The sequence below is a fragment of the Fusobacterium perfoetens genome, assembly GCF_021531595.1.
GTDB lineage: Bacteria > Fusobacteriota > Fusobacteriia > Fusobacteriales > Fusobacteriaceae > Fusobacterium_B.
Genome location: NZ_JADYUD010000004.1, coordinates 28,039 through 51,182, shown reverse-complemented (window position 1 = coordinate 51,182; position 23,144 = coordinate 28,039). Strand labels below are relative to the sequence as shown.

At 29.9% G+C, this 23,144-nt stretch carries 18 protein-coding genes; 2 read left to right on the top strand and 16 right to left on the bottom strand.

The genetic code is table 11. From position 1 onward, the window contains the following. Positions 1 to 9: 9 nt before the first annotated feature. The 7 genes from I6E17_RS03170 to rsmB all read right to left on the bottom strand — a co-directional run bounded on the left by I6E17_RS03170 (position 10) and on the right by rsmB (position 6,805). Entirely contained in the window at positions 10 to 558 is a 549-nt protein-coding gene (locus tag I6E17_RS03170) for a DUF116 domain-containing protein (RefSeq protein WP_235235504.1), read from the bottom strand. A gap of 258 nt (positions 559 to 816) precedes the next feature. After that, positions 817 to 1,944: a DNA polymerase III subunit beta gene (dnaN, locus tag I6E17_RS03165; protein WP_235235502.1), complete on the bottom strand. Its 1,128-nt coding sequence runs from the start codon at positions 1,942 to 1,944 to the stop codon at positions 817 to 819. A gap of 15 nt (positions 1,945 to 1,959) precedes the next feature. After that, entirely contained in the window at positions 1,960 to 2,787 is an 828-nt protein-coding gene (locus tag I6E17_RS03160) for a sigma-70 family RNA polymerase sigma factor (protein ID WP_235235500.1), read from the bottom strand. 39 nt (positions 2,788 to 2,826) lie between these two features. After that, positions 2,827 to 3,831, bottom strand: coding sequence for an NAD(P)H-dependent glycerol-3-phosphate dehydrogenase (locus I6E17_RS03155; protein WP_176828732.1), 1,005 nt, complete (start codon positions 3,829 to 3,831; stop codon positions 2,827 to 2,829). A gap of 6 nt (positions 3,832 to 3,837) precedes the next feature. Next, entirely contained in the window at positions 3,838 to 4,452 is a 615-nt protein-coding gene (plsY, locus tag I6E17_RS03150) for a glycerol-3-phosphate 1-O-acyltransferase PlsY (RefSeq protein WP_176828733.1), read from the bottom strand. A gap of 411 nt (positions 4,453 to 4,863) precedes the next feature. Continuing rightward, a complete protein-coding gene (locus I6E17_RS03145) occupies positions 4,864 to 5,496 on the bottom strand; it encodes an O-methyltransferase (RefSeq protein WP_235235498.1) in 633 nt (210 codons plus the stop codon). 7 nt (positions 5,497 to 5,503) lie between these two features. Further along, the gene (gene rsmB / locus I6E17_RS03140) at positions 5,504 to 6,805 is read right to left on the bottom strand and encodes a 16S rRNA (cytosine(967)-C(5))-methyltransferase RsmB (RefSeq protein ID WP_235235497.1); all 1,302 of its coding nucleotides are present in this window, start codon (positions 6,803 to 6,805) and stop codon (positions 5,504 to 5,506) included. A 176-nt stretch (positions 6,806 to 6,981) separates the two neighbouring features. On the opposite strand from rsmB, the gene htpG reads away from it, so the two are divergent. Next, complete coding sequence (htpG, locus tag I6E17_RS03135; protein ID WP_235235496.1) at positions 6,982 to 8,808, top strand: molecular chaperone HtpG; 1,827 nt, start codon at positions 6,982 to 6,984, stop codon at positions 8,806 to 8,808. A 98-nt stretch (positions 8,809 to 8,906) separates the two neighbouring features. On the opposite strand, the gene I6E17_RS03130 is transcribed toward htpG, so the two are convergent. Further along, on the bottom strand, positions 8,907 to 9,785 hold the full coding sequence (locus tag I6E17_RS03130; protein ID WP_235235495.1) for a MurR/RpiR family transcriptional regulator: 879 nt from the start codon (positions 9,783 to 9,785) through the stop codon (positions 8,907 to 8,909). A 285-nt stretch (positions 9,786 to 10,070) separates the two neighbouring features. On the opposite strand from I6E17_RS03130, the gene I6E17_RS03125 reads away from it, so the two are divergent. Continuing rightward, on the top strand, positions 10,071 to 10,997 hold the full coding sequence (locus tag I6E17_RS03125; RefSeq protein ID WP_235235494.1) for a dihydrodipicolinate synthase family protein: 927 nt from the start codon (positions 10,071 to 10,073) through the stop codon (positions 10,995 to 10,997). Between the two features lie 75 nt (positions 10,998 to 11,072). Here I6E17_RS03125 and I6E17_RS03120 read toward each other — a convergent pair whose 3' ends face one another. The 8 genes from I6E17_RS03120 to I6E17_RS03085 form a co-directional block, all read right to left on the bottom strand. Next, on the bottom strand, positions 11,073 to 11,396 hold the full coding sequence (locus I6E17_RS03120) for an HU family DNA-binding protein (protein WP_235235493.1): 324 nt from the start codon (positions 11,394 to 11,396) through the stop codon (positions 11,073 to 11,075). Positions 11,397 to 11,541: 145 nt separating this feature from the next. Next, positions 11,542 to 12,531, bottom strand: a complete 990-nt coding sequence (locus I6E17_RS03115; RefSeq protein ID WP_176828740.1) for a class II fructose-bisphosphate aldolase — start codon at positions 12,529 to 12,531, stop codon at positions 11,542 to 11,544. A 531-nt stretch (positions 12,532 to 13,062) separates the two neighbouring features. Beyond that, positions 13,063 to 14,334 (bottom strand): serine--tRNA ligase, encoded by a 1,272-nt coding sequence (serS, locus tag I6E17_RS03110; RefSeq protein WP_176828741.1) that lies wholly within the window; start codon positions 14,332 to 14,334, stop codon positions 13,063 to 13,065. A gap of 16 nt (positions 14,335 to 14,350) precedes the next feature. Further along, positions 14,351 to 14,947 carry a TIGR03936 family radical SAM-associated protein gene (locus I6E17_RS03105; protein WP_235235492.1) on the bottom strand — a complete coding sequence of 199 codons (597 nt, stop codon included), beginning with the start codon at positions 14,945 to 14,947 and terminating at the stop codon, positions 14,351 to 14,353. Between the two features lie 194 nt (positions 14,948 to 15,141). Beyond that, entirely contained in the window at positions 15,142 to 16,155 is a 1,014-nt protein-coding gene (gene lpxD / locus I6E17_RS03100; protein WP_176828743.1) for a UDP-3-O-(3-hydroxymyristoyl)glucosamine N-acyltransferase, read from the bottom strand. 33 nt (positions 16,156 to 16,188) lie between these two features. Continuing rightward, a complete protein-coding gene (locus tag I6E17_RS03095; protein ID WP_176828744.1) occupies positions 16,189 to 16,665 on the bottom strand; it encodes an OmpH family outer membrane protein in 477 nt (158 codons plus the stop codon). Between the two features lie 28 nt (positions 16,666 to 16,693). Beyond that, positions 16,694 to 18,766 (bottom strand): BamA/OMP85 family outer membrane protein, encoded by a 2,073-nt coding sequence (locus I6E17_RS03090; RefSeq protein WP_235235491.1) that lies wholly within the window; start codon positions 18,764 to 18,766, stop codon positions 16,694 to 16,696. Positions 18,767 to 18,780: 14 nt separating this feature from the next. Continuing rightward, entirely contained in the window at positions 18,781 to 23,142 is a 4,362-nt protein-coding gene (locus I6E17_RS03085; protein WP_235235488.1) for a translocation/assembly module TamB domain-containing protein, read from the bottom strand. Positions 23,143 to 23,144 lie beyond the last annotated feature (2 nt).

Here is a 23,144-nt window from a genome sequence, read left to right as displayed (position 1 = left end):
TCATGAAGTTTAAGAAATGTTTTCATTCTTTTTAAGAGAAATAAGAAAACTTTCTATTTCATCAATATCTAAATCTGTGTTGATACACGGAGATTTTTTTATTTTATTATAAACTCCATAAACACTCATAGGAAATGTATCATAAATTCCTGACACCAAATCTCGCTTACATGCTACTGCTATAATAAGTTCAGGTCTTTTTTCTTTTATAAACAGTCTTGCAAGAGTTCCCCCAGTTGCAACCTTAACTTCCAGTCCATATTTTTCTTTAAGATTAAGGATTGCACCTATTTTACATTTTCCGCATTTTTTACAGTTTTCTATATCTGAAGTAATTCTAAAAGGGCAGTCGTAGTTCTGAATACAGTGTGGAAGAAGGAGTGCTATATTTTTAGGCACAAAACTTCTAAATTTTTTCATTACCCGTTTGTTGTTGTATTCCAAAAATTTATCAGCCATGTAATTCCTTTTAATTTGGTCATTAAGAAATCTTTCATTGAGAATATATGCCAGATAAAAAAAGCTGTAAATAAGTTTTCCTGATAAAAAATTGGTCATTATTTTTACCTCTTTAGATATATTATTACGCATTTTCATTATAACATATTTATATATCCATTTCAATTTCTGAATTGTCCAATTAACGAAAAAATAAGGTATGAAAATAAATCAACAAATATTTTTTTCAAAAAAAATATCTGCTGTTTACACTTCAGAAAGATAAAAATTAAAGCATTTTAATTTTTTCTCTGTTATATAAACTGTGCAGATATTTTTATACATAAATATTTATTTTAGTAATCAGTCAGAAAATGATTAAAAATCTTTAAGTGCAAGTGGCATTACAACATATATGTAATTTTCATCATTTACACTTGCAATTCTTACAGAGCTATTTGACTCTTTAAGCTCTATTACAACATCACTTTCTTTATCAAAATTTTGTAAAAACTCAAGAAGGAATTTTACATTAAGAGATATTTTAAGATTATCTCCTGAGTAGTTTATACCTAATTCCTCTTTTATTTTAGCAACACTGCTCACTCCTCTTACAAGCATAGTGTCATTTCCAAATTCAAATACAGCTCCATATTTTGAATCCATATTAGATCTTACGAAAATCTGTATTCTTCTTAACACTTTCATAAGGTCATCTGTTTTTACTGTCATTTTTTTATTATATTGTGCAGTTCCTAAAATTCCTCCATAATTAGGGAAAGGAAGTTCTATTGTTCTGCTCACTATTTCAGTATTGTCTGAAATAAAGTAAATCTGATTTTCTCTTACAGAAATATTTATATCTTTTAAATCTTCACTCTTAAGAAGTTTTGTTATAGCTTCAACTGTGTTTAAAGGTATACTTACCTGTGTTTCACTTTCTGTTTCTATCTCTTTTACAAGATAAGTCAGACGGTATGTATCAGTTGAAACAAATCTTGCAATTTTTCCTTGCATATCAAGTCTTATACAGTTAAGAGAAAGATTATCAGCTGTTGCTGCTGCTGAAAATTTAACTTTTTCAAATGTTTCTAAAAGTTCTTTGCTTGAAATTGTAAAACAGTGTTTTGCAGCTTCACTATTTCTGTTTGCAAGCATTGGAAATTCATCTGCATTCATAAGAGAAAACTCAGAAGAAGAATCTCCTGTTTCTATAATAAGTGTAGAATCTTCTGCTTTTAAAAGGATTACATCATCAGAAAGTTCCTTTACATATTCATCTATAAGCTGAGGCTGAAAAACAACCTTTCCTTTTGCTGCAGCTTCGCATTCCATAGTTGAAGTAATAGTCAGCTCAAGATTAGTTCCACAGAAAAATAAAGTATTGTCTTCTTTAACTTCAAGATATACACATGAAATTATCGGCTTTATTTTATTTTCTGTAACTGCTTTTTCAACAGTTCTTAATTTTTTTAAGAATTCTCCCCTATTTACTTTTACAATCATGTAAAATCCTCCTGATTATTTAACATATAAACTATTGCTAAGTTCTTTGTCATATTTTTTTCTAAGTTTTGCCAGAGTTTTTTTCTCAATCTGTCTTACTCTTTCTCTGGTAATATTAAATGCTTCTCCTACCTGTTCAAGTGTATGTATATCATATCCACTCAAACCATATCTTCTCATAAGAATTTCTTTTTCTCTGTCTCCAAGGTCATCAAGCATTTCATATATTTTTTCTCTGTGAATCTCATTTATAATATCATTTTCAAGATTTTCAGAGTTTTCATTTAAAATTACATCTTCAAGATATATATTGTCTCCTACAGACTCGTTTAAAGACATCACTTCCTGAAATTCAATCATAATATTTGATATCTTTTCAGGAGAGATATTAAGCTTTTCACCTATAAACTCATTTGAAGGATAATCACCTGTATTCATAAGTTCTTCCACTACAATCTTATTTATCTTATTTAACAAGTCATATTTATAAGAAGGTATTCTTATTTCTCTTCCTTTACACATAAGGGCTTTTGTAATTGACTGTTTTATCCACCATACAGCATATGTTGAAAATCTAAATCCCTTATCCATATCAAATTTATCAATAGCACGGATCAGTCCAAAATTTCCTTCGCTTATAAGGTCAATAAGAGTCATTCCCTTATTCATATAGTTTTTGGCAACACTTATAACAAGTCTTAAGTTGCAGACAATCAGCTTATTTTTAGCCTCAAGGTCTCCCTCTTTTACTTTCAGCAGAAGTTTTTCTTCCTCTTCTCTATCTAAAATCTCATATTTTCTTATATCATTCAAGTAAAGTGAAACTAGATCTTTTTCTTCCATACTGTACAACCTCACCCTGTTTTAATAATTAATAAAGAATTAGAACTCCTCTTTTAAATCACGGGACATCAGTTCTTTAACCATAACAGCTGCTTTTTCATCTTCATACAGTACTTTGTATACAGCCTCAACTATTGGCATGCTTACATTTAATTCCTGTGCTTTTGTATAAACTGCTTTTACAGTAGGCACTCCCTCTGCCACCATTGTCATTCCGTCAAGTATTTCTTTAAGAGTATATCCTTTTCCAAGTTTCTCTCCCACATATCTGTTTCTGCTGTGTTGGCTGGCACAAGTAACTATAAGGTCTCCTATACCACTTAATCCATAAAATGTTTTTGGATTTGCTCCACATTTTTCTCCAAATCTTATCATTTCAGCTACACCTCTTGTTATAAGAGCAGCTTTTGTGTTATCTCCAAATCCAAGTCCGTCAGATATACCTGCACCAAGAGCAAGACAGTTTTTAACTGCTGCACCAAGTTCAACTCCTACCATATCTTCATTTACATAAACTCTGAAGACTTCAGAATTAAATATTTCCTGAACAGCTTTTGCCTTATCAAGTTTACCTGCTGCAACTATTGTTGTAGGTATTCCCTTACATACTTCTTCAGCATGTGTAGGCCCTGAAAGAACAACTATATTATTGTGATATTTTCCTAAAATTTCATCTTTTATTACTTCTGAAAGTCTAAGTCCTGAACTTATTTCAATTCCTTTTCCTGTGTTTACAATAAGAAGATCACTTCTCATCTGATCTGAAAATCTTGCAACCACACCTCTTAAAACTTGTGAAGGTATTGAAAATACAACTGCCTTTGCATTTTTAAGAAGGTCTTTATCTTCATTTGTAACATGAAGATTATCAGGAAACTTTACTCCTGGAAGAAGTTTTGCATTTTCTCTTTCTCTTTCCATTTTTTCTGCAAGCTCTTTATCATATTCCCACATATGTACATCAAAGCAACCTTTATTTGCAAGTACCAGTGCAAGTGCTGTACCCCAGCTTCCTGCTCCTACAACTACTATTTTATCTCTCATCACTACCTATCCTTTCTTTCCAAATGTTATTTTTGATTCTGTACCGTTTAAAAGTCTTCCTATATTGCTTTTATGTTTGTAAATTACAAAAGCTCCTATTATAAAAGACAGTACCACAAGAGTTGTCTTGTCAACTCCCTCCTTTGCAGGAAGTATTAAAACCATCACAGGAAGAATAATTGCTCCTGTAATTGATGAAAGTGAAACATATCTTGTAAAATATACAACTATTAAAAATCCAAAGAATGTCACAAGAACAGCTTTTGGTGCAAGGAATAAGAATACTCCAAGACTTGTAGCCACTCCCTTTCCTCCTTTAAAGTTAAGAAAACATGACATTGAATGGGCAAATATAGCAATAAGCCCTAATACTACTATATATTTATCTGATATATTAAAATGGCTTGCTATATATAAAGGCAGATAACCTTTCAATGCATCCATAATAAGAGTTGCTATTCCACATTTTGCTCCTAATATTCTGTAAGCATTAGTTGCTCCCGAGTTTCTGCTTCCTACTGTTCTTATATCAATTCCCTTAAATATTTTTCCTATCCACACTCCGCTGGGAATAGCCCCACAGAAATATGCAAGAAGTGATAAAAGTATATACTTACTCATATTTCCCCCTTAATATTTTATGAGCATTTTTATTTTAGCTCTTTTATATATATTCTGATGCTTTTATTTATTTCCTTTTCAGTTATAAAAAATTCTATTTTTTATTAAAGTATCAAAGGCTGTAACAAAGGCACTTCAGCAAATATATTATATCATTTAAAATAAAAAAAATAAACTTTTATAAAGAAAAAATAAAAGGAACTATTGCAAATTCTGATTTATAAAAATAAAATTTTAGAACATTAAAAATATTTTTGTTATTTATGAAATGAGTTGAACGCCAAAAATGACACTGTCTGAACGAAGTGAGTTTGTCATTTTTAGTGAAACGAATAATATAAATAAAAAATATTTTTACAGTATAAAATTTTATTTTATAAATTTGCAACAGCTCCTCTTATGATAAATTTATTATTTTTTTAAAAGACCAATCCCATCTCCGAAAGGAAGAAGGACGAACTTTTCTCCAAATTCTTCATAAAGCCAAGTTATAAATTCATCAAGTTTTCTTACTATTGTCTTAAATCTTTTTGGGTATTCTTTATATAGATATCCTCTGAACATAATATTATCAATAAATATTATTCCATCTTTTTTCAAAAGCTTATAGGAATCATCAAAAAATTCTTTGTAGTGACCTTTTGAAGCATCAATAAACACAAAATCAAATTCCTCATTAAGTTTTTTTATCTCTTCAGAAGCATCTCCTAAAATTGCATTTACATTAGTAAGACCTGCTTTTTTAAAATTCTCAAGTGCCTCTTTATATCTTATTTCATCTATCTCTATTGTAGTAAGTTTTCCTCCGTATTTTTCACTGGCTTTTGCCATTAAAATACCTGAATAACCTATAGCTGTTCCAACTTCAAGGATATTTGTGCTTCTATTTATATTAACCATAAATTTAAGATATTCAGCTACTTCTTTTGTAACAATAGGAACATTGTTTTCAGCTGCATATTTTTCCATTTCAAGTATAAGTTCATCTTTTTCTTTAATTTTTCCTGTCACATAACCATTTGCTTCTTTTAATTCTTCCAGCATTTATATTTTATTCCCCTTTTTTTCTGAATTTAATCATATAGAAATTATCTAAAATTTCTTCTTTATAATTTATTGTAAATCCACCAAACTGGTCAAAATCTCCTCCTACATTTTGAGGAATTTCAAATTTAACAACTTCAAACTGTGGATTATTTTCTAAAAATCTCTTAACATTTCCTGTATTTTCTTCATAAGTTATAGTACAAGTGCTGTATACAAGCTCTCCTTCATCTTTTAAAATACATGCTGCTGATTCAAGGATTTCATACTGAAGTTTTGATAATTCTTCAACATTTTCCAGCCCTTTGCTATATAAAATTTCTGGTTTTTTTCTTATTACACCATATCCACTGCATGGAGCATCAACTAAAATTTTATCAAACTTTTTACCTTGTTCTTTAAGTTTTCTTGCATCCATTTTCACTGCTTTTACTATATCTATTCCCATTTTTTCACAGTTTTCTTCTATCAGTTTAATTTTATGAGGATAGATATCAAGAGCCATTATCTCTCCTTTATTTTCCATAAATTCAGCCATAAGAACTGTTTTACTTCCAGGAGCTGCACATGTGTCAAGCACATGTTCTTCTGGTTTTGGATTTAAAACTCTTACAGAAAGATAAGATGCTCCGTCCTGAGCAATTATTTTTCCCTCTTTAAACTCATCAAGATAAAGAACTGCACCTGAATCAAGATAATAAACAGTATCAACTTTTTTCACTATTTTTATATCAAGTTTCTTTAAAAGTTTTTCAAATTTTTCCTCTGAATATGTAAGTCTATTTACTCTTACTGCCATATAAGGAATTTTTTTAAGAGATTTTAATACTTCTTCTGCCTTATCTCCATAGTCTTTTTTTACTTTATCAAAGAACCACTGTGGATAAGAATAAAGTATATCGTATCTTCCCTCTTCTTTAAGCTTTGCAATTTCTTCATCTTTTTCCCTTGCATATCCTCTTAGTACACCGTTTACAAATCTGCTTACAGGAACACTAAATTTTTTCTTTGTAAGTTCTGCTGCTTCCCAGACAACTCCTCTTTCATCACTTTTCATAAAAGTCATCTGATATATTGAAATTCTAAGAAGATTTCTCAGCCAATCTTTTTTTATTTCCTTGGCTCTTTTATTAATCATCTCATCTATAAATATTTTATTTCTTATTACTCCATAAAAAACTTCTGTTATAAACCCTCTTTCTTTCTTATCAAGTCTATTTTCTTTAAAATATTCATTAAGGGCTATATTAGAATATTTTCCATTATCAACTTCTGTTATTAATGAAATCACTCTCTGCTTTATATTCAAAGTTATCTCCTTTTATCTCTGCCTTTTTTCAGTTTCTATTATTTCTTATTCATTATACTATATATTTTTATTAATTTAAAGTTATAAATTTTATTGACAGTTTCAAGAATTTATGATATTTTTATATTAGCAGCTAAGTAATATGAGTGCTAAAAAAATAGGAGGTTATTTTTAAAATGAGAAAACAGACTGAAAACTTTCAAGCTGAAACAAAAGAACTTTTAAACTTAATGGTAAATTCAATTTATACAAATAAAGAAATATTCCTAAGAGAACTTGTATCAAATGCAAGTGATGCCATTGACAAACTTAGATTCAGAGCTCTTACAGATACTGAACTTTTAAAAGATGGAAGCGATTTTAAAATCACAATAGCTACAGACAAAGAAAATAAAACTCTTACTATCTGTGATAACGGTATAGGTATGACTTTTGACGAAGTAAATGAAAACATTGGTACTATTGCTAAATCTGGTTCAAAAGCTTTTATAGAAAAATTTAAAGAAGCTAAAGAAAATTCAGAAATTGATATTATAGGACAGTTCGGAGTAGGTTTCTATTCAGCATTTATGGTTGCTGACAAAATCACTCTTTTAACAAAATCACCTTTAAGTGAGCTTACTGTTTTATGGTCATCAAATGGAGACGGTTCATATAACATTGAAGAAACTGAAAACAGTGACGATTTAAAAAGAGGAACAAAAATCATTCTTCATATGAAAGAAGATGCTCTTGATTTCCTTGAAGATTATAAAATTTCTTCACTTATCAAAAAACATTCAAACTCAATTAAATATCCTATTTTCATGGGAGAAAAAAAATTAAACGATGAAAAACCTCTATGGAAAATGGATAAAAAAGATATAACTGAAGAACAATATAATGAATTTTATAAACATACTTTCTATGACTTTGAAGATCCTCTTCTTCACTTTCATTTTAAAGTACAAGGTTCTCTTGAATATACAGCTCTTATCTATGTTCCAAAAAGAACACCTATGGACTTCTATTCAAGAGACTATAAAAGAGGACTTCAACTTTACAGCAAAAATGTATTCATAATGGATAAAGCTGAAAAACTTATACCTGAATATTTTAGCTTTATGAAAGGTATAGTTGATACAGATAACCTTTCTCTTAATATTTCAAGAGAAATTTTACAACAAAATGACGAACTTGAAAAAATCTCTAAAAATATTGAAAAGAAAATAACAACTGAGCTTCAAAAATTAATAAAAGAAGACAGAGAAAAATATATAACTCTTTGGGAAGCATTTGGAAGATCTATAAAATTTGGTGTACAAGATATGTATGGAATTTATAAAGGAAAATTAAAAGATCTTCTTATCTTCAAATCTTCTTTTGAAGATAAATATGTAACTCTTAAAGAATATGTTGAGAGAATGAAAGAAGATCAAAAAGAAATCCTTTATGTTTCAGGAGAAAATATTGAAGTTTTAAAATCTCTTCCAAAAATGAAGGTGCTTAAAGATAAAGGACTTGAAGTTCTATATCTTACAGACAGAATTGATGAATTTACAATAAAAGCACTTATGGAATATGATGAAAAACAATTTAAGTCTATCAACGCTTCTGATTTTGAACTTGATGATGAAAAAACTAAAGAAGAAAAAGAAAATCTTGCTAAAGAAAACAAACCTCTTCTTGAAAGAATAAAAAATCTTCTTGGAGAAAAAATTGCAGAAGTAAAATTAAACAATGGGCTTGGAAGTGGTGCTGCTGGACTTTCAGCTAAAGGAGAAATCTCTCTTGAAATGGAAAGAACTCTTTCTGAAATCCCAGGAAATGAAAATATAAAAGCTGAAAAAATACTTGAACTTAATCCAAATCATCCTATGTTTGAAAAGATAAAAAACAGTGATGATGAAACTCTTAAAGATTTAATATACATTCTTTATAATCAATCTTTAATGATTGAAGGATTCCCTATGGAAAACCCTGTTGAATTTGCTGATAAAGTAAATAAAATACTTTCAAAATAGGCTTCTAATAAATCCTTAATTAAAAAAATGGGGATGTTGCATTTTCTAATTTATAAAAATAAAATTTTATTTTTATAGATTTGCAACATTCCCACTTTTTATTTATATGTAAGAAGTTTTTTCTCCATAGCTTCTGAAGTTCTGTTTATAGCCTCTTCAGCTGCCTCTCTGTCAAGTCTGTAAAATTCATTGAATAAAAGATCTATTACAAAAAGTTGTGCCATTCTGGCAGCTATGCTTCCTGTTTGTTTAGGACTTTCCCTTGATCCACATAAAAGAATTATATCTGCAAATTCTCCTGCAAAACTATTTCTGTGATGTGTTATAAGAATTGTTTTTGCCCCTCTCTTCTTAGCCTGCTCTAAAAGTTTAGGCCCATCTTCTGTAGCCCCTGAATATGAAAACAGGACAACTACATCTTCCTTGCTGCAGTTTGAAACTATTATAGTCTGAAAATGAGAATCAGGTATATATGAAAAATTGCTTGAAACAGTTACAAATCTTCCCCATAACTCCTGTGCCATTATTCCACTGCTTCCCTGACCAAAACAATATATATGTTTTGCATCTTTTAAATACTTAGCTGCTTTACAATAAGCCTCTTTATCTATAAGCTGAAGTGTTTGATTTACAGAAGTCATATTATAAGCGAAAAGCTTTTTTGCCATATCCATAAAAGAATCTTCAGGAAGAATTTCTTCATAAGCATCTATCTCTCCGTCAATAAGCTTTGCACTGTTTGCCTCTGCAAGAGCATATTTAAATTCTTTATACCCTTTAAATCCAAGAATCTGACAAAAACGGAAAACAGTAGATTCACTTACTTCACAGGCAGCAGCAAGCTGATATATAGACAGATACTGAGGCTCTGATATATTTGAAAGAATATAGTCTGCTATCCTCTTTAAAGGCTTGCTTAAACTAAGATATTCATTTGTAATCTGTGTTAAAACATTATCTTTGTTTGCTGGAATCATTTTTTATCCTTTCTGCTTAAGGCTTAAGTGCCTTCAGCACCATACTATTATAATAAATATAGCAAATAGTTCGTCTCTTTGCAATATTTTATTCAATTATAACACTTTTTTGTAAAAATAAAAATTTATTTTAAAATTTTAAAAATAAAAAATAAAATTTTATTTTTTTTAGAAAGATTATTGACATTTTATTTTTTTTTTAGTATCATATCATTGTAAGTAACAAACAAGTGTTTTAAATACAGACTGAATGAAAAAAAATAAAAATAAAGGAGTGATTTTAAGATGAGAGATTTAGAAAAATTTCATGGAGTAATTCCTGCTTTCTATGCTTGCTATGATGACGAAGGAAATGTAAGCCCTGAGCGTGTTCGTGCTTTCACTCGTTACCTAATTGAAAGCGGTGTTAAAGGAGCATATGTTGGTGGATCTTCTGGAGAATGTATCTATCAAACTGTTGCAGACAGAAAATTAGTTTTAGAAAATGTTGTTGACGAAGCTAAAGGTCGTTTAACAATAATAGCCCATGTTGCATGTAACAGTACTAAAGAAAGTATGGAACTAGCTAGACATGCTGAATCTCTTGGAGTAGATGCTATAGCTGCTATTCCTCCTATCTATTTCCGTTTACCAGAACATGCTATCGCTAAATACTGGAACGATATATCAAGTGCTGCACCTAATACAGACTTTATAATTTACAACATTCCTCAATTAGCTGGTGTTGCTTTAACACCTTCTCTATTAAAAGAAATGTTAAAAAATCCTAGAGTTATTGGTGTTAAAAACTCATCTATGCCAATACAAGATATCCAAACATTTAAATCAATAGCTGGAAAAGACAGTGTTGTATTTAATGGTCCTGATGAACAATTCATCGGTGGATTATTAATGGGAGCAGACGGTGGAATTGGAGGAACTTACAGTGCAATGCCTGGATTATTCCTTAAAATGCATGAATTATATAAAACAGGAACTCCTGCAAACCTTGAATTAGCAAGAGAAATTCAATATGCAGTAAACGATATCATAGCAGGATTATGTTCTTGCAAAGGACAAATGTATGCTGTAATAAAAGAAACTCTTCGTATTAACCACAACTTAAACATCGGTGGAGTTGCAGCACCTTTTGCAAACCTTTTCCCTGAAGATATGGAAAAAGTTCAAGCTGTTGCTAAATTAATAAGAGATACTGAAGCTAAATATCTATAATTGATAAATAACCAGCATGAAAAATTAAAAAACCTCTTTCTTAATGAAAGAGGTTTTTTATTATAAAAATATTTATTATTTATTAGGGCTTGTAACCATTTTCTTTCTTCCTCTTCTTTTAGGAACATTTATTCTGGCTTCAAGTTCTTTACCAACTCTGAATTTTATATATTTTTTAGGAGTGCATGCTACTTCTTCCCCTGTTCTTGGATTGAAAGCCATTTTTCTCTTTGTCTCTTTTATTTCAAAAGTTCCAAAGTCTCTTAATATAAGAGTTTCGTCTCTTTCAAGAGCTAACTTCATAACTTCTATGAAATCTTCAACCTCTTTTTTTGCTTCAGTGTAAATGTGCATTTTTTTGTACTTCATATATAATTCCACTAACTCTTTTTTAACCATATCTTCCTCTCCTTCTTTAATTTATTTAATAATATATATAATACTTAAATTATTGAAATTTTTCAAGTAAAATTAAAAAAACCCTTAAAAAATTTTTTAAGGGTTTTTCTTTATTTACCATTTTTTCACAGTTTCCTGTACTTTATTATTTTACAGGATTAACAGCTTTTTTGTAAGCTCCTTCAGAACCAAATACATCAACTATTTTAGTTTTGTAGTAAGCTTTCATTTCTTCTTTAGCTGGTCCTAAGTATTTTCTTAAGTCAAATTCTCCTGGTTTTTCAGCTAAAACTTTTCTTAAAGCAGCAGTGAAAGCAAGTCTTCCGTCTGTATCAACATTGATTTTAGCAACTGCTGATTTAGTAGCTTTTCTTAATTCAGAATCAGGAATTCCGATAGCGTCTTTTATTGTTCCACCATATTGTTTTATCATTTCAACATATTGTCCTGGAACAGCTGATGAACCGTGTAATACGATTGGGAATCCTGGTATTCTTCTTTCTATTTCTTCTAATATGTCAAGTCTTAATTTAGGATCATCACCTGGTTTGAATTTATGAGCTCCGTGAGAAGTTCCGATAGCTATTGCTAAAGAGTCAACTCCTGTTTTGCTTACGAAGTCTTCAACTTCATCTGGGTTTGTGTAGATGTGGTCAGCAGCTTTAACATCATCTTCAATTCCTGCTAAAACTCCTAATTCAGCTTCTACTGTTACATCTTTAGAGTGAGCATACTCAACAACTTTTTTAGATTCAGCAATATTTTCATCATAAGGGTGATGAGAACCGTCTATCATTACAGATGAGAATCCGCAGTCTATACATTTTTTAGCAACTTCAAAACTTGGTCCATGGTCAAGGTGTAAAGCTACAGGGATATCAGATCCTGATAATTTTACATAGTCAGCAGCTGCTTTAGCAATCATTGGTACCATGTAAGATCCCATGTATTCCATAGCTCCTTTTGAACATTGAAGGATTACTGGAGAACCCATTTCAGCACAAGCTTCAACGATAGCCATAGCTTGCTCCATGTTGTTGAAGTTGAATGCTGGTACAGCATAACCATTTTCGTTTGCTTTTTTAAACATTTCTTTTGTGTTTACAAGACCTAGGTCTTTATAATTGTAAGCCATATTTTCTTCCTCCTGTGAATAATTTTTACCCACTTCAATTTTACCAAAAATTACAAATAAAATCAATCTATTAAAAATTATATTTTAATTTTTTTAAAAATATGTCTGAAAAAACTTTTCAATCTCATTCTTTTACGAAACATTACGAAGACCTCAGGTACAAGTTCAATGACATTCTCAATGACTCTTTTGTACTCTCCAAAATGGTCAAAAATTGAGCATTTTTTGTTCAAAAGCCACGACAGCATAATAAGATTTATTATTCTCATAAAATTTACAGCAAAATTAAGAACAGCTGTTTTAGTTATATATATATTAAATACTTTAAATAAAACTTCTCCTTCCTGCACAGAAAGAATCTGAATTATAAAAGTTCCTAAATAAATATATATAAGTATTCTCAGTTTTTTTATATTGTTCTTTAGATTTTTGTTGAGAATAATATTAAGGAACAGTTCCAAAATGAAAACTGTTCCTATAACTCTTATATCATCTAATATTATACTTGTTAAAAATAATACAGTCAGTATACTATTTAGTAACAACTTTTACTCCGTTCATATAAGGCACTAATGCATCAGGAATTAAGAATGATCCATCTTCTTGTTGGTAGTTTTCCATTATTGCAACTAATGTTCTTCCTACTGCAAGTCCTGATCCGTTTAATGTATGAACGAATTCACTTTTATTGCTTCCGTTTGGTCTGTATTTAAGTCCCATTCTTCTAGCTTGGAAATCTTCACAGTTTGAACAAGAAGAAATTTCTCTGTATTTATTTTGAGAAGGTAACCATACTTCAACATCATAAGTTTTAGCAGATCCAAATCCAATATCTCCACTGCAAAGAGCAATTACTCTGTATGGAAGTCCTAAAATTCTTAAAACATCTTCAGCATTATCTACCATTTTTTCTAATTCATCATATGAAGTTTCAGGAGTAGCAAGTTTAACCATTTCTACTTTGTTGAATTGGTGAACTCTTATTATACCTTTAACATCTTTACCATAAGATCCAGCTTCTCTTCTGAAACAAGGAGAGTATGCTGTATAGTATTTAGGTAAATCTTTTTCATCTAAAATTTCTTTTCTGTGGATGTTTGTCATTGTAATTTCTGAAGTAGAAATTAAAAACATATCATCATCTGTTCTATACATATCTTCTTCAAATTTAGGTAATTGTCCTGTTCCTTCACAAATTTCTCTGTTTACTAAGAATGGAGTAATGTGTTCTGTATATCCGTGTTTTTCAGTATGAAGATCTAGCATGAAGTTTATTAATGCTCTTTCAACTCTTGCAGCTCCTCCTCTGTATAATACGAATCTTGATCCAGATAATTTAGCTCCTCTTTCAAAATCTAATATTCCTAATTTTTCTCCAATTTCCCAGTGAGATTTTGGTTCAAAATCAAATTTTCTAGGTTCTCCCCATCTTCTGATTTCAACATTTTCATCTTCATCTTTACCGATTGGTGTAGTTTCACTTAATTTGTTAGGGATTGTCATTTGGATATATTTTATTTTTTCATCAACTTCAGCTAATTTTTCATCTAATTCTTTTATTTTAGCAGAAACTTCTCCCATAGCTTTTATAAGTTCAGAAGCATCTTCTTTAGCTTTTTTAAGTCTTGCTATTTCAGCTGATTCATTATTTCTTTTATTTTTTAAAGCTTCAACTTCTCCAAGGATAACTCTTCTTTCTTCGTCTAATTTTGCAAATTCATCAAGAGTAAGGTCACTTCCTCTTTGTTTAAGCCATTTCTCCACTTGTTCTCTATTTTCACGCATAAATTTTAAGTCTAACATATTTATTCCCCCTTAATTATATTTCAATCATTCCATATTTTTTTATTGATACTTCCTCAGCCTTAACACCACATATATTTAAAAGTGAGTTAGGTGACATATTTTCAAGTATCATTGTAATTTTTTGATTTTCTCTATCTATCTCATATTTTTTAATTCTTGGTTTTAAATCTTTACTTTCTATTTTTCCTTTTTTCTCTTTTGTAAGGATTATTTCATCCTGTGATAAAAGATTTTCTATTTTCTCTATGGAGGAGCCTGGTCCCTGAATTTCAAATTTCATCTCTTTATATTCCTCAGCTATTGATGTTTTTCCATCAATATCCATCACTTTGGTAAACTCAAATCCTATGACACATTTATTATTCAGTCTTCTGAATAACTCTTCATTTGTCATATCTTCTCTCAATTCAATATCCATTGCCTCATTAAAAGCATCTGTTCCCAAAGAGATAGGATTTCCCAAAGAGATTTTTGGTCTTGGGTGAAATCCCTGACTGTATTTCACAGGTATCCCACTCTTTCTCAAAATTCTGTCCATAAATCTCAAAAGGTCTAAGTGAGAAATATATTTCATTTCTTCGTACTTGTTAAAAAACAATCTCTTCTTCATCTTAATCCTCTTTCGTCTTTTGATACTATCTATTGTATCACGGAATAAGAATTTATTAAATAGAAATAATAAAAAAAACTTATTTTTCCTTAACTTTTTTAATAAAAAAAGGGTTGTTGCATTTTTTAGATTATAAAAATAAAATTTTATTTTTATAAATTTGCAACAGCCCTCTTTTATTTTAATTAATTTTATTATTTTTCTTTGTCATTTATTTCTTGTTCAAGTTTTTTAACTCTTTTTAAAAGTTCAGGAAGTTTTTTAAGTCCTGCCTGAATTTTTAAGCTTTCCTGAAGAGGTACTATAGGATGTCCTCCAAGGACTTGGTTATCTTTAACATTTCCTGTTATTCCTGATTTAGCAGCAACCATAATATTATTTCCTATTTTGATATGCCCACCTATTCCAACCTGTCCTCCGATTGTTACATTATTTCCTACTTCTGTACTTCCTGCTATTCCTGACTGAGAAGCCATAAGGAAGTTTTCACCTATTATTACATTGTGTCCTATCTGAATTAAATTGTCAAATTTTGCAAATTTCTTAACCACAGTGTCACCTATTGCTCCTCTGTCAATAGTTGTATTTGCTCCTACTTCAACATCATCTTCTAAAATAACTCTTCCTATCTGATCTATTTTTTGGTTATTTCCATTTACTTTAACAAATCCAAATCCATCAGCTCCAATTACAGCTCCTGGCTGAATAACAACTCTGTTTCCAATTTCACAAAATTCTCTTATTGTTACATTTGGATAAATTACACAGTTATCACCTATTGTAACTCCTTCACAGATTGTTACATTTGGATAAATTATTGTATTTTCCCCTATTTTTACATCATGTCCTATATAAACATGAGGAGCTATTTCAGCAGAAGCAGCTATTACAGCTGAATCTTCAATAGGCTTTTCCATTTTTTTCAAAGGCTTTTTAAAATATGCTAAAAGTTTAGGCATAAGTTTTCTAGGATCAATTTTTGCTACTATATATGTCTTTCCTATATTTTCAGGAAGAGGTATATCAGGAACAATAATTACCTTTGCCTTTGTTTCATTTAATTTATGCAGAAATTTTTCATCTGATGCAAATGTAAGCTCATCTTCTTTAGCTTGAAAAAAAGGAGACAGACCTCTTACAACAAGATTTTTGTCTCCTTTAATTTCACTTTCAAGAAGACTAGCTATTTCACTTATTTTATAGCTCACAGCTAATCCCTCCTGTATTTTCTCTAGTGATTATTATTTAGATTTTTCCATTTCTTGTAAAACTTTTGCAGTAATATCAGTTCCACCAAATTTTACTGCTCCTGCTTCTAAAACATAATCATATTTATCTGCTTTTGCAACTTTGTTGATAGCATTTTTCATTGTGTTTTCAACTTCTTGAAGTCTTGTGTTTCTTTCTTTTTCAAGCTTCATTTGTGCATCTCTTACAAATTTATCAAGAGCTTTTACTTTATCTTCAAAAGCTTTTTTCTCAGCATCAGTTACTTTACTTCCTTTTGCTTGAAGTTCAAGCTGAAGTTTTTTAAGCTCAACTTGCTTTTGATTTAAAGTATTATCAAGAGAAGCTCCTTGTTTCTTTAAGTTTTGTTCTATAACTTTTGTTTTAGAATATTTGTAGAATAATTCCTGAGTATTTACTACTCCTACTTTTGCTGCAAAAGCTGATGCTGACATAACAGCTGCTAATGCTAAAACTGATAATTTTTTCATATTATTCCTCCGGTAATTTTATATTGTATTAGAATGATTGTCCCATATTGAAGTAGAACTGCATTCCGCTTTCTTCGTCATCTCTTATTGGCCAACCAAAGTCAAATCTAAGTGGTCCCATTGGAGTGTTGATTCTAAGTCCAACACCTGCTGCCATAGCTATACCATCAGGCATTTTTTCATCAGCATTTTCTCTTGAATTGTAATAACCTTGGTCAATACCTTTATAATCCCATGCTCTACCAAAATCAAAGAATAATACTCCTCCAAGTACATCATTAAACTCTGTTCTGTTTTCTATTGTACCAGTGAATTTTCTAGTACCTCTGAATGTTCCACCATCATATCCTCTTAAAGTACTGCTTCCTCCAACCCAATATCTTTGTGATTCTTTTGTAGAGTCAGATTGGATACCAAATACTGCTCTGTATGCAAATGTATTCTTTTTAAAGAATCCTTGATGATATTTTCTAAGTTCAATAGTTGTATTAGTGAAGTAATCTGCATTTTCTCCTGAAGCATATCCTCCTTCAACTTGCCATCTTGCATATTCTCCTCTTGTAGGATTGAAGAAGCTATTTCTTGTATCATAAGTTATTGAAGGGAATAAACTCCATAAATAATATTTATCTTCATAATATCCATATTGTTTTATTCTTTCTTCTGGTAAACTGTCATCAGGTTCAGTTGTTACATGTTCAATTTTTGTTCCAAGTCCTAATCTTACATTTCTTGTAATACCTTTTCCAACATTGATTCTGAATCCATAAGTGTCAATCTTGCTGAATGCCTCACTGTCGTCATTTTCATAGTCATTTTTATATAAGCTCCATCCCCATGAAATTCTATCAGTATCTTTTATCCATGGATCTGAGAAGCTGATTGACATGCTGCTGTAATCTTCGTCTGATTTTTCATAAGTAAATGATGTAGTCTGTCCTTTACCCTTCCAGTTTGTTTCTTCAAGTGAAAGCATTCCCATAAGTCCAAGTTCAGAACCATAAGAAATAGCTCCTTGAAGTCTTGCTGTTCTGTCTTCATCTATTAAAAGAACAATTTCTTTACCGTCAGAGTCTCCTAAAATATCTCTTGCTTCATACTTAACATTTTTAATATAACCAAGTCTTTTTAAGTTATTTTCTGTATCAGTATATCTGTTGATATTAAAGATATCTCCTTCTTTGAATTCAATTTCTCTTTCTATTACATAATCTTTTGTTTTTAAAAGAGTATCAGAAGCTTGTCTTCTGTTTCCTTTTTGTTTTGTAACCATCTTTTGAAGTTTTATATCTCTTACTATACCTTCTGTAATATAAATATCAAGACCATAACTATTGTTAAGTCCAATATCTATTACTCTGGCAAGAACATAACCATCTTTACTATATTTTTGTATTATTGCTTCTCTGTCTTTTCTTAATGAATTAAAGTTTAATGTTTCGTTAGGTTTTGTTTCCAATAATCCTAACAGCTCATCTGTTGAATAAACTGTGTTTCCTATAATGTTTACTCCAGTGATTGTAGGGTTTTCTGTTACATAGTAAACAACTGTAACTCCGTTTCCATCTTTTATTACATCAGGCACAACTTGTGAGAAGTATCCTGACTCTCCAAGACTTCTGTATCCGTCCAGAACTTTTTTCTTAGAAAAATATCCTCCTGTTTTAACAGGAATATATTTTAATATATCTTTCTTTTTCATACTGATGTTTCCATAGACTTCAACACCTTTTACAATAACCGTTTTGTCTATTTTGTCTCTTTCAGACATTGGAATGATTCCATTTTTTGTCAGTAAATCTTTTGTATCTCTCTTTTCTCTTATATCCACAACAAGTTTTACACCTTCGTTATAATACTGTGGATATATTGAAACACTTCCAACATAATCAAGTTCTTTGATTTTTTGGTAGTCTGCTATCATATCTTTAGCAGAATATTTGTCTCCGACTTTTTCTTTCATTATGCTAAGTATTGAAGCTTCAGGTATTTCCTGAATGTTTTCAACTACAATTTTTTCAATTTTGTAGCTGTTAGCATCAGCACCATAAGCAAATACCAGCAGAAGAAAACTTAATAAAATCGTTAGCTGTTTTCTCATTCTAATCCTCCATCTTAAAAATCAAATTTCTTTTCAAACTTTAATTCTATATAGTAATTCATGTCACGCTTCTTTGTTTCTAAGTTTTCTCTCAGTTTCTGCACACCAACTCCCCACGAAATGTTATTATTCAATCTGTGATACAGATTTATATCGTAATCAGCTACTCCATAGTTATAATTATTTCCCTCTGCTCCCTCTCTGTTAGCAGGATCATTCATGAAGTTAGCTTTTACTTTCCAGAAAAGTTTATCCTTATAAATAGGACTTTCAGCTTCTATATATGCTCCAAATGCCATTGTTGATTCATCCTGCATATCTCTTTTTCTTTCTTCAGCAAGTATGCTTGATCTTACTCTTAAATTTGAAAATCCAACAGCTCTTAAAACATTTACAAGAGGATTAAGAACAATATCTGTTATCTGTCCTCCTATTATGTTTGTCAGAAGAATTGAAAGGTCATTGCTTCCCTCTCCGTTTCCTCCATTTCCACTTAAGACACTGTCAAGAGTATTTACTGACACTTCATTTCCACTTCTTACTGTGAAAGTCATATTTCTTACTGGTCCGTCAAGAGATATTTCAAGATTCTTATTGTTTATTATAGAGCTTGTTGAAAATGTTATATTTGGATTAACATCTGGGATATATTCTTCTCTGTTATTGAAAAGAACTATTGCTCTGTCCACAGTAAATTTATTTCCATTTAAAATAAATTCACCATCTTTGATGCTATTTTCTCCCAAAAAGTTTAACCTTCCTAAACTTCCTGTAAGTCTTCCCTGTCCAAGTATTGTTCCTTTTACATTTGTAAGGAAACTTGTCACTCTGTCAACATCTATTTTTATACCCTTATCAATGTTAAATCCTATATTTATTCTAAGGTCTGAAACATTTCTCTCTGCTCCTGAAAAAGTTCTTGTATTTTCCATAAATATTTTTTCAGATTTATTTCTGTTAAAGAAATCTTTAAGGAAATTTTTAACAACAGTAACTATTCCAAAATCATGATTAAGAATTTTTTGTATATCCCCTTCATTTACTGTTATATTTCCAAAAACAGCATTATTTCTGAAAGATAACCTTGTATTAAAGTTCAGGCTGAAATAATCTTCAAAAGAATAATTTACATTTCTTCCATCTAATACTAAATTATAATCTATTTTGTCAAAATTTTCACCCAATAAATGATTGATTGCTTTCTCAGCTTCAAGATAACCCTTGATATTTATAGAACCACCATTTAAAATTCCTGCAAATTTTTTTATGCTTAAAATTCCTTTGTCAAATATCATGTCACCATTTAGGTTATTCATGTCAATTCCATATTTTTTTGAGCTTATATTAAAGTTGTTAAGAACTATTTCTCCCTGAGGAACTATATCTGTAAATACAAGATTTAATTTTCCTTTTCCTGAAACTTTATCTATTCCATAAGGCTCAAGGAAAAGAGTCAGAAGTTTCATATCTATATCTGAAGAATTAACATTAAATCTATATTTATTTTCAGTGATATTATATTCTCCTTGTGCTTTTAAGCTGTTATTTAAATATCCTGCTGAAAAATTATTAAGAACTGCTTTTTCTTTATTTCCTGAAATATCAATTCCTATTTTATCAACAGTTATATCATTATATGATATATTTCCCTCTGAGGCCTTTACATAATATTCTATATCTTCAAAAAGCCCCTCTGCCTTACCTTCAAGATTTATGCTTCCTTTAATTCCCTCTTTTTTTATTATTTCTCCAAGAGGTACATTTTGTTTTGGTATTTTAAAACTTAGGAACTTATCTTTTATATTTACAAGCCCTTCTGTTTTTACTACACTTTTTTTATCATCATTAGATAAAATATCCAGAGTTTTAAAGTTAATTATACTGTTATCATAGTTTCCTGCAAAAAGCACATTTGGTATTCTGCTTCCTTTGTAGTAAACTTCATTTACAGAGCCTTTAAAATCTCCATTTATTTTATTTTCTTTAATTGTTCCTGAAGTTACACCTATTATTCTGAATTTTGCTCCTGGAACAAATTCTCCAAGCATACTTTCAAATATATCTGCTTTATAACTTCCCTCTTTTTTTTCAGGATAGTATTCAAAATTTACTTTATTTTCATTTACTTTAAAATTCTCTGCATAGATTTTATCCTTTAGGTAATTTATATCTCCCCCAAAGTTTATATATCTTTCTTCACCTAAATCTATACTTCCATTTTTTATTGTAAATTTACCATTTAAGTCATTTATTTTTCCTGATAAAGAACCATCTATTTCACTGATTTCATAATTAAGTCCGCTGATATCTATTACATCTTTATTTATATCTCGTCCCTTTGCAGAAAGTTCTATTTTTGAATTAATTATACTGTAATTCCCGCTTAATGTCAAAAATTTATTGGAAACATTCATAATTTCCAAAAGGCTGTCAGAGTATTTTACACTTATTTTCAGTCCGTTTATTTCAATTGTATCAATCTTTGTTTTCCCTGCTTCTCCTTGAAATATAACAGAGAGACTTCCATTTTTCTTAAGATTTACCACTCCAAGAATATCAGAAACTTCTATTTTCTGAGCTGTTATTCCTGCACCAAAGCCATCTAAAAGAAATTCTCCTTCAAGGTTTTCCTTTTCACCTTTTATATATCCGTCAACGCTTCCTGAAATATATCCAGATTCATCTGAAAGATTTATATCTTTAGCTTTTATTTTTAAATCATAAGCTGCTTCTTTTATATTTGCATACCCTTCAAGACTTCCTCTTATTTCATCATTTTCATCTTTCATTTTAGAATTTACTGTTACATGATATCCATCTGTGCATTTTAAATCTGTTTTCACTGAATATTTATCAAGCTTTGATATAAGATATCCTTTAAGTAAATCTATCTTTTTATCTTTTATATTATATTTAAATTCAAAATTTTTATCTTGATTTATAAAAAGCATATCCTTTTTATATTCATATCTTCCTTCAAAGTTCATTATATCAGAATCAACTTTAAACTTAAATTTTTCTTTTCCTGCACTGAAAAGAAAATCAAGGTTTACATCTGAAAGAAAACCTTCTTCCTTTGCTTTAGCATTAAGATTTACCCTTCCTGTATCCCCTTTATAACGAAGATTTCCTGTTATTTCTCTTTCAATTGTTTTTCCTTCTCTGTCAAGCATAACATCTGTATGAATGTTATTTACCTTCAGTTCCCCATTTTCATATACAAGCTGACCTGATATATCTTTAAGGGCAATAACCTCTTTTTTAAATCCCTTGGAGCTTTTAAAATCAACCTGTGCTTTGAAAGTATTTTTTACTGAAAGGTTTATATCAACTTCATCAATATTAAAATCCTCTATCTGCACTCCTGAATCTTTAAGAATTTTATAATTTGCAGCTTCACTATATAAAATATTTTTAAGTTTAAAACCTACATCTACACCTTTACCATCATTGTATTCAACATAAAATTTTCCCTTTTTCTTAAAAAACAGATAGTCTCCATCAATAACTATTTTTTTTCCAAGAAACTGAAGGTCAAGAGTAACATCTTCCACAGGAACTCCCAAATCTTTATAAATAAGTCTTCCTTGTGAAAGTTTTCCTTCCCCGAAAAATCCATCATCATTTATTCTTAAATCAAGATTTATAACTCCTGTTACATCTGAAATATCCCCTTCACTGTCATATCCATACTGAACAAGAGTATCTTCAGCATTTATATTAGAAAGCTGTATTCTCATATCATATGATTTTTCAACATTGCTGAAAGTATAGCTGTATTTTTCATCTCCATTCTCTCCTGTAAACTTTAAATCTGTTTTATAGCCATTTTCAAAAGCTACATAACCATTAACATTTTCAAGATTTTTAGAGATTTTCTCACTATATGACATATCCACATAATTAAGGTCTGCATCATATACATTTATTCTTTTTAAAATAGGAACACTTTTGTTTTCCTTCTTCTTTTCTTTGCCTTTTTCTTCAGTTTCACTATCTTCATTCTTTCCTGTAAAAACAGTAACGAAATTAATATCGCTTCCCTTTCTTACAAAAACTGCCTTTGGACTATATAGGTTTATTCTGTCTATCTTCCAATCTTTATAATCTATTATTATTTTTGGAGTGTCAGCTATAAGAAGTTTTTTATCATATAATTTAGAATTTAAAATTTCTATTCTTCCTTCTTTTAAACTGCTTCCTTTTTTAAATTCAACTTTTTCTATTTTCATTGTCCCGTGAGTAAAAATTCTTACTCCAAGAAATACTAAAACATTCAGTTGAAATACTGCAAGATATACCAAATAAACAATTAAAAAAAGAGGAAGGAAAACAAGTAATATTTTTTTATTTTTCATAAAAATATTATTTTTCATAT

Bases quoted from the DNA above. Each gene is read 5' to 3' on its own strand.
- htpG (WP_235235496.1), top strand. From the start codon at position 6,982: ATGAGAAAACAGACTGAAAACTTTCAAGCTGAAACAAAAGAACTTTTA.
- I6E17_RS03130 (WP_235235495.1), bottom strand. From the start codon at position 9,785: ATGATTCCAGCAAACAAAGATAATGTTTTAACACAGATTACAAATGAA.
- I6E17_RS03170 (WP_235235504.1), bottom strand. From the start codon at position 558: ATGACCAATTTTTTATCAGGAAAACTTATTTACAGCTTTTTTTATCTG.
- I6E17_RS03115 (WP_176828740.1), bottom strand. From the start codon at position 12,531: ATGGCTTACAATTATAAAGACCTAGGTCTTGTAAACACAAAAGAAATG.
- dnaN (WP_235235502.1), bottom strand. From the start codon at position 1,944: ATGATTGTAAAAGTAAATAGGGGAGAATTCTTAAAAAAATTAAGAACT.
- serS (WP_176828741.1), bottom strand. From the start codon at position 14,334: ATGTTAGACTTAAAATTTATGCGTGAAAATAGAGAACAAGTGGAGAAA.
- I6E17_RS03160 (WP_235235500.1), bottom strand. From the start codon at position 2,787: ATGGAAGAAAAAGATCTAGTTTCACTTTACTTGAATGATATAAGAAAA.
- I6E17_RS03085 (WP_235235488.1), bottom strand. From the start codon at position 23,142: ATGAAAAATAATATTTTTATGAAAAATAAAAAAATATTACTTGTTTTC.
- I6E17_RS03095 (WP_176828744.1), bottom strand. From the start codon at position 16,665: ATGAAAAAATTATCAGTTTTAGCATTAGCAGCTGTTATGTCAGCATCA.
- I6E17_RS03125 (WP_235235494.1), top strand. From the start codon at position 10,071: ATGAGAGATTTAGAAAAATTTCATGGAGTAATTCCTGCTTTCTATGCT.
- I6E17_RS03155 (WP_176828732.1), bottom strand. From the start codon at position 3,831: ATGAGAGATAAAATAGTAGTTGTAGGAGCAGGAAGCTGGGGTACAGCA.
- I6E17_RS03120 (WP_235235493.1), bottom strand. From the start codon at position 11,396: ATGGTTAAAAAAGAGTTAGTGGAATTATATATGAAGTACAAAAAAATG.
- plsY (WP_176828733.1), bottom strand. From the start codon at position 4,452: ATGAGTAAGTATATACTTTTATCACTTCTTGCATATTTCTGTGGGGCT.
- I6E17_RS03090 (WP_235235491.1), bottom strand. From the start codon at position 18,766: ATGAGAAAACAGCTAACGATTTTATTAAGTTTTCTTCTGCTGGTATTT.
- I6E17_RS03145 (WP_235235498.1), bottom strand. From the start codon at position 5,496: ATGCTGGAAGAATTAAAAGAAGCAAATGGTTATGTGACAGGAAAAATT.
- I6E17_RS03105 (WP_235235492.1), bottom strand. From the start codon at position 14,947: ATGAAGAAGAGATTGTTTTTTAACAAGTACGAAGAAATGAAATATATT.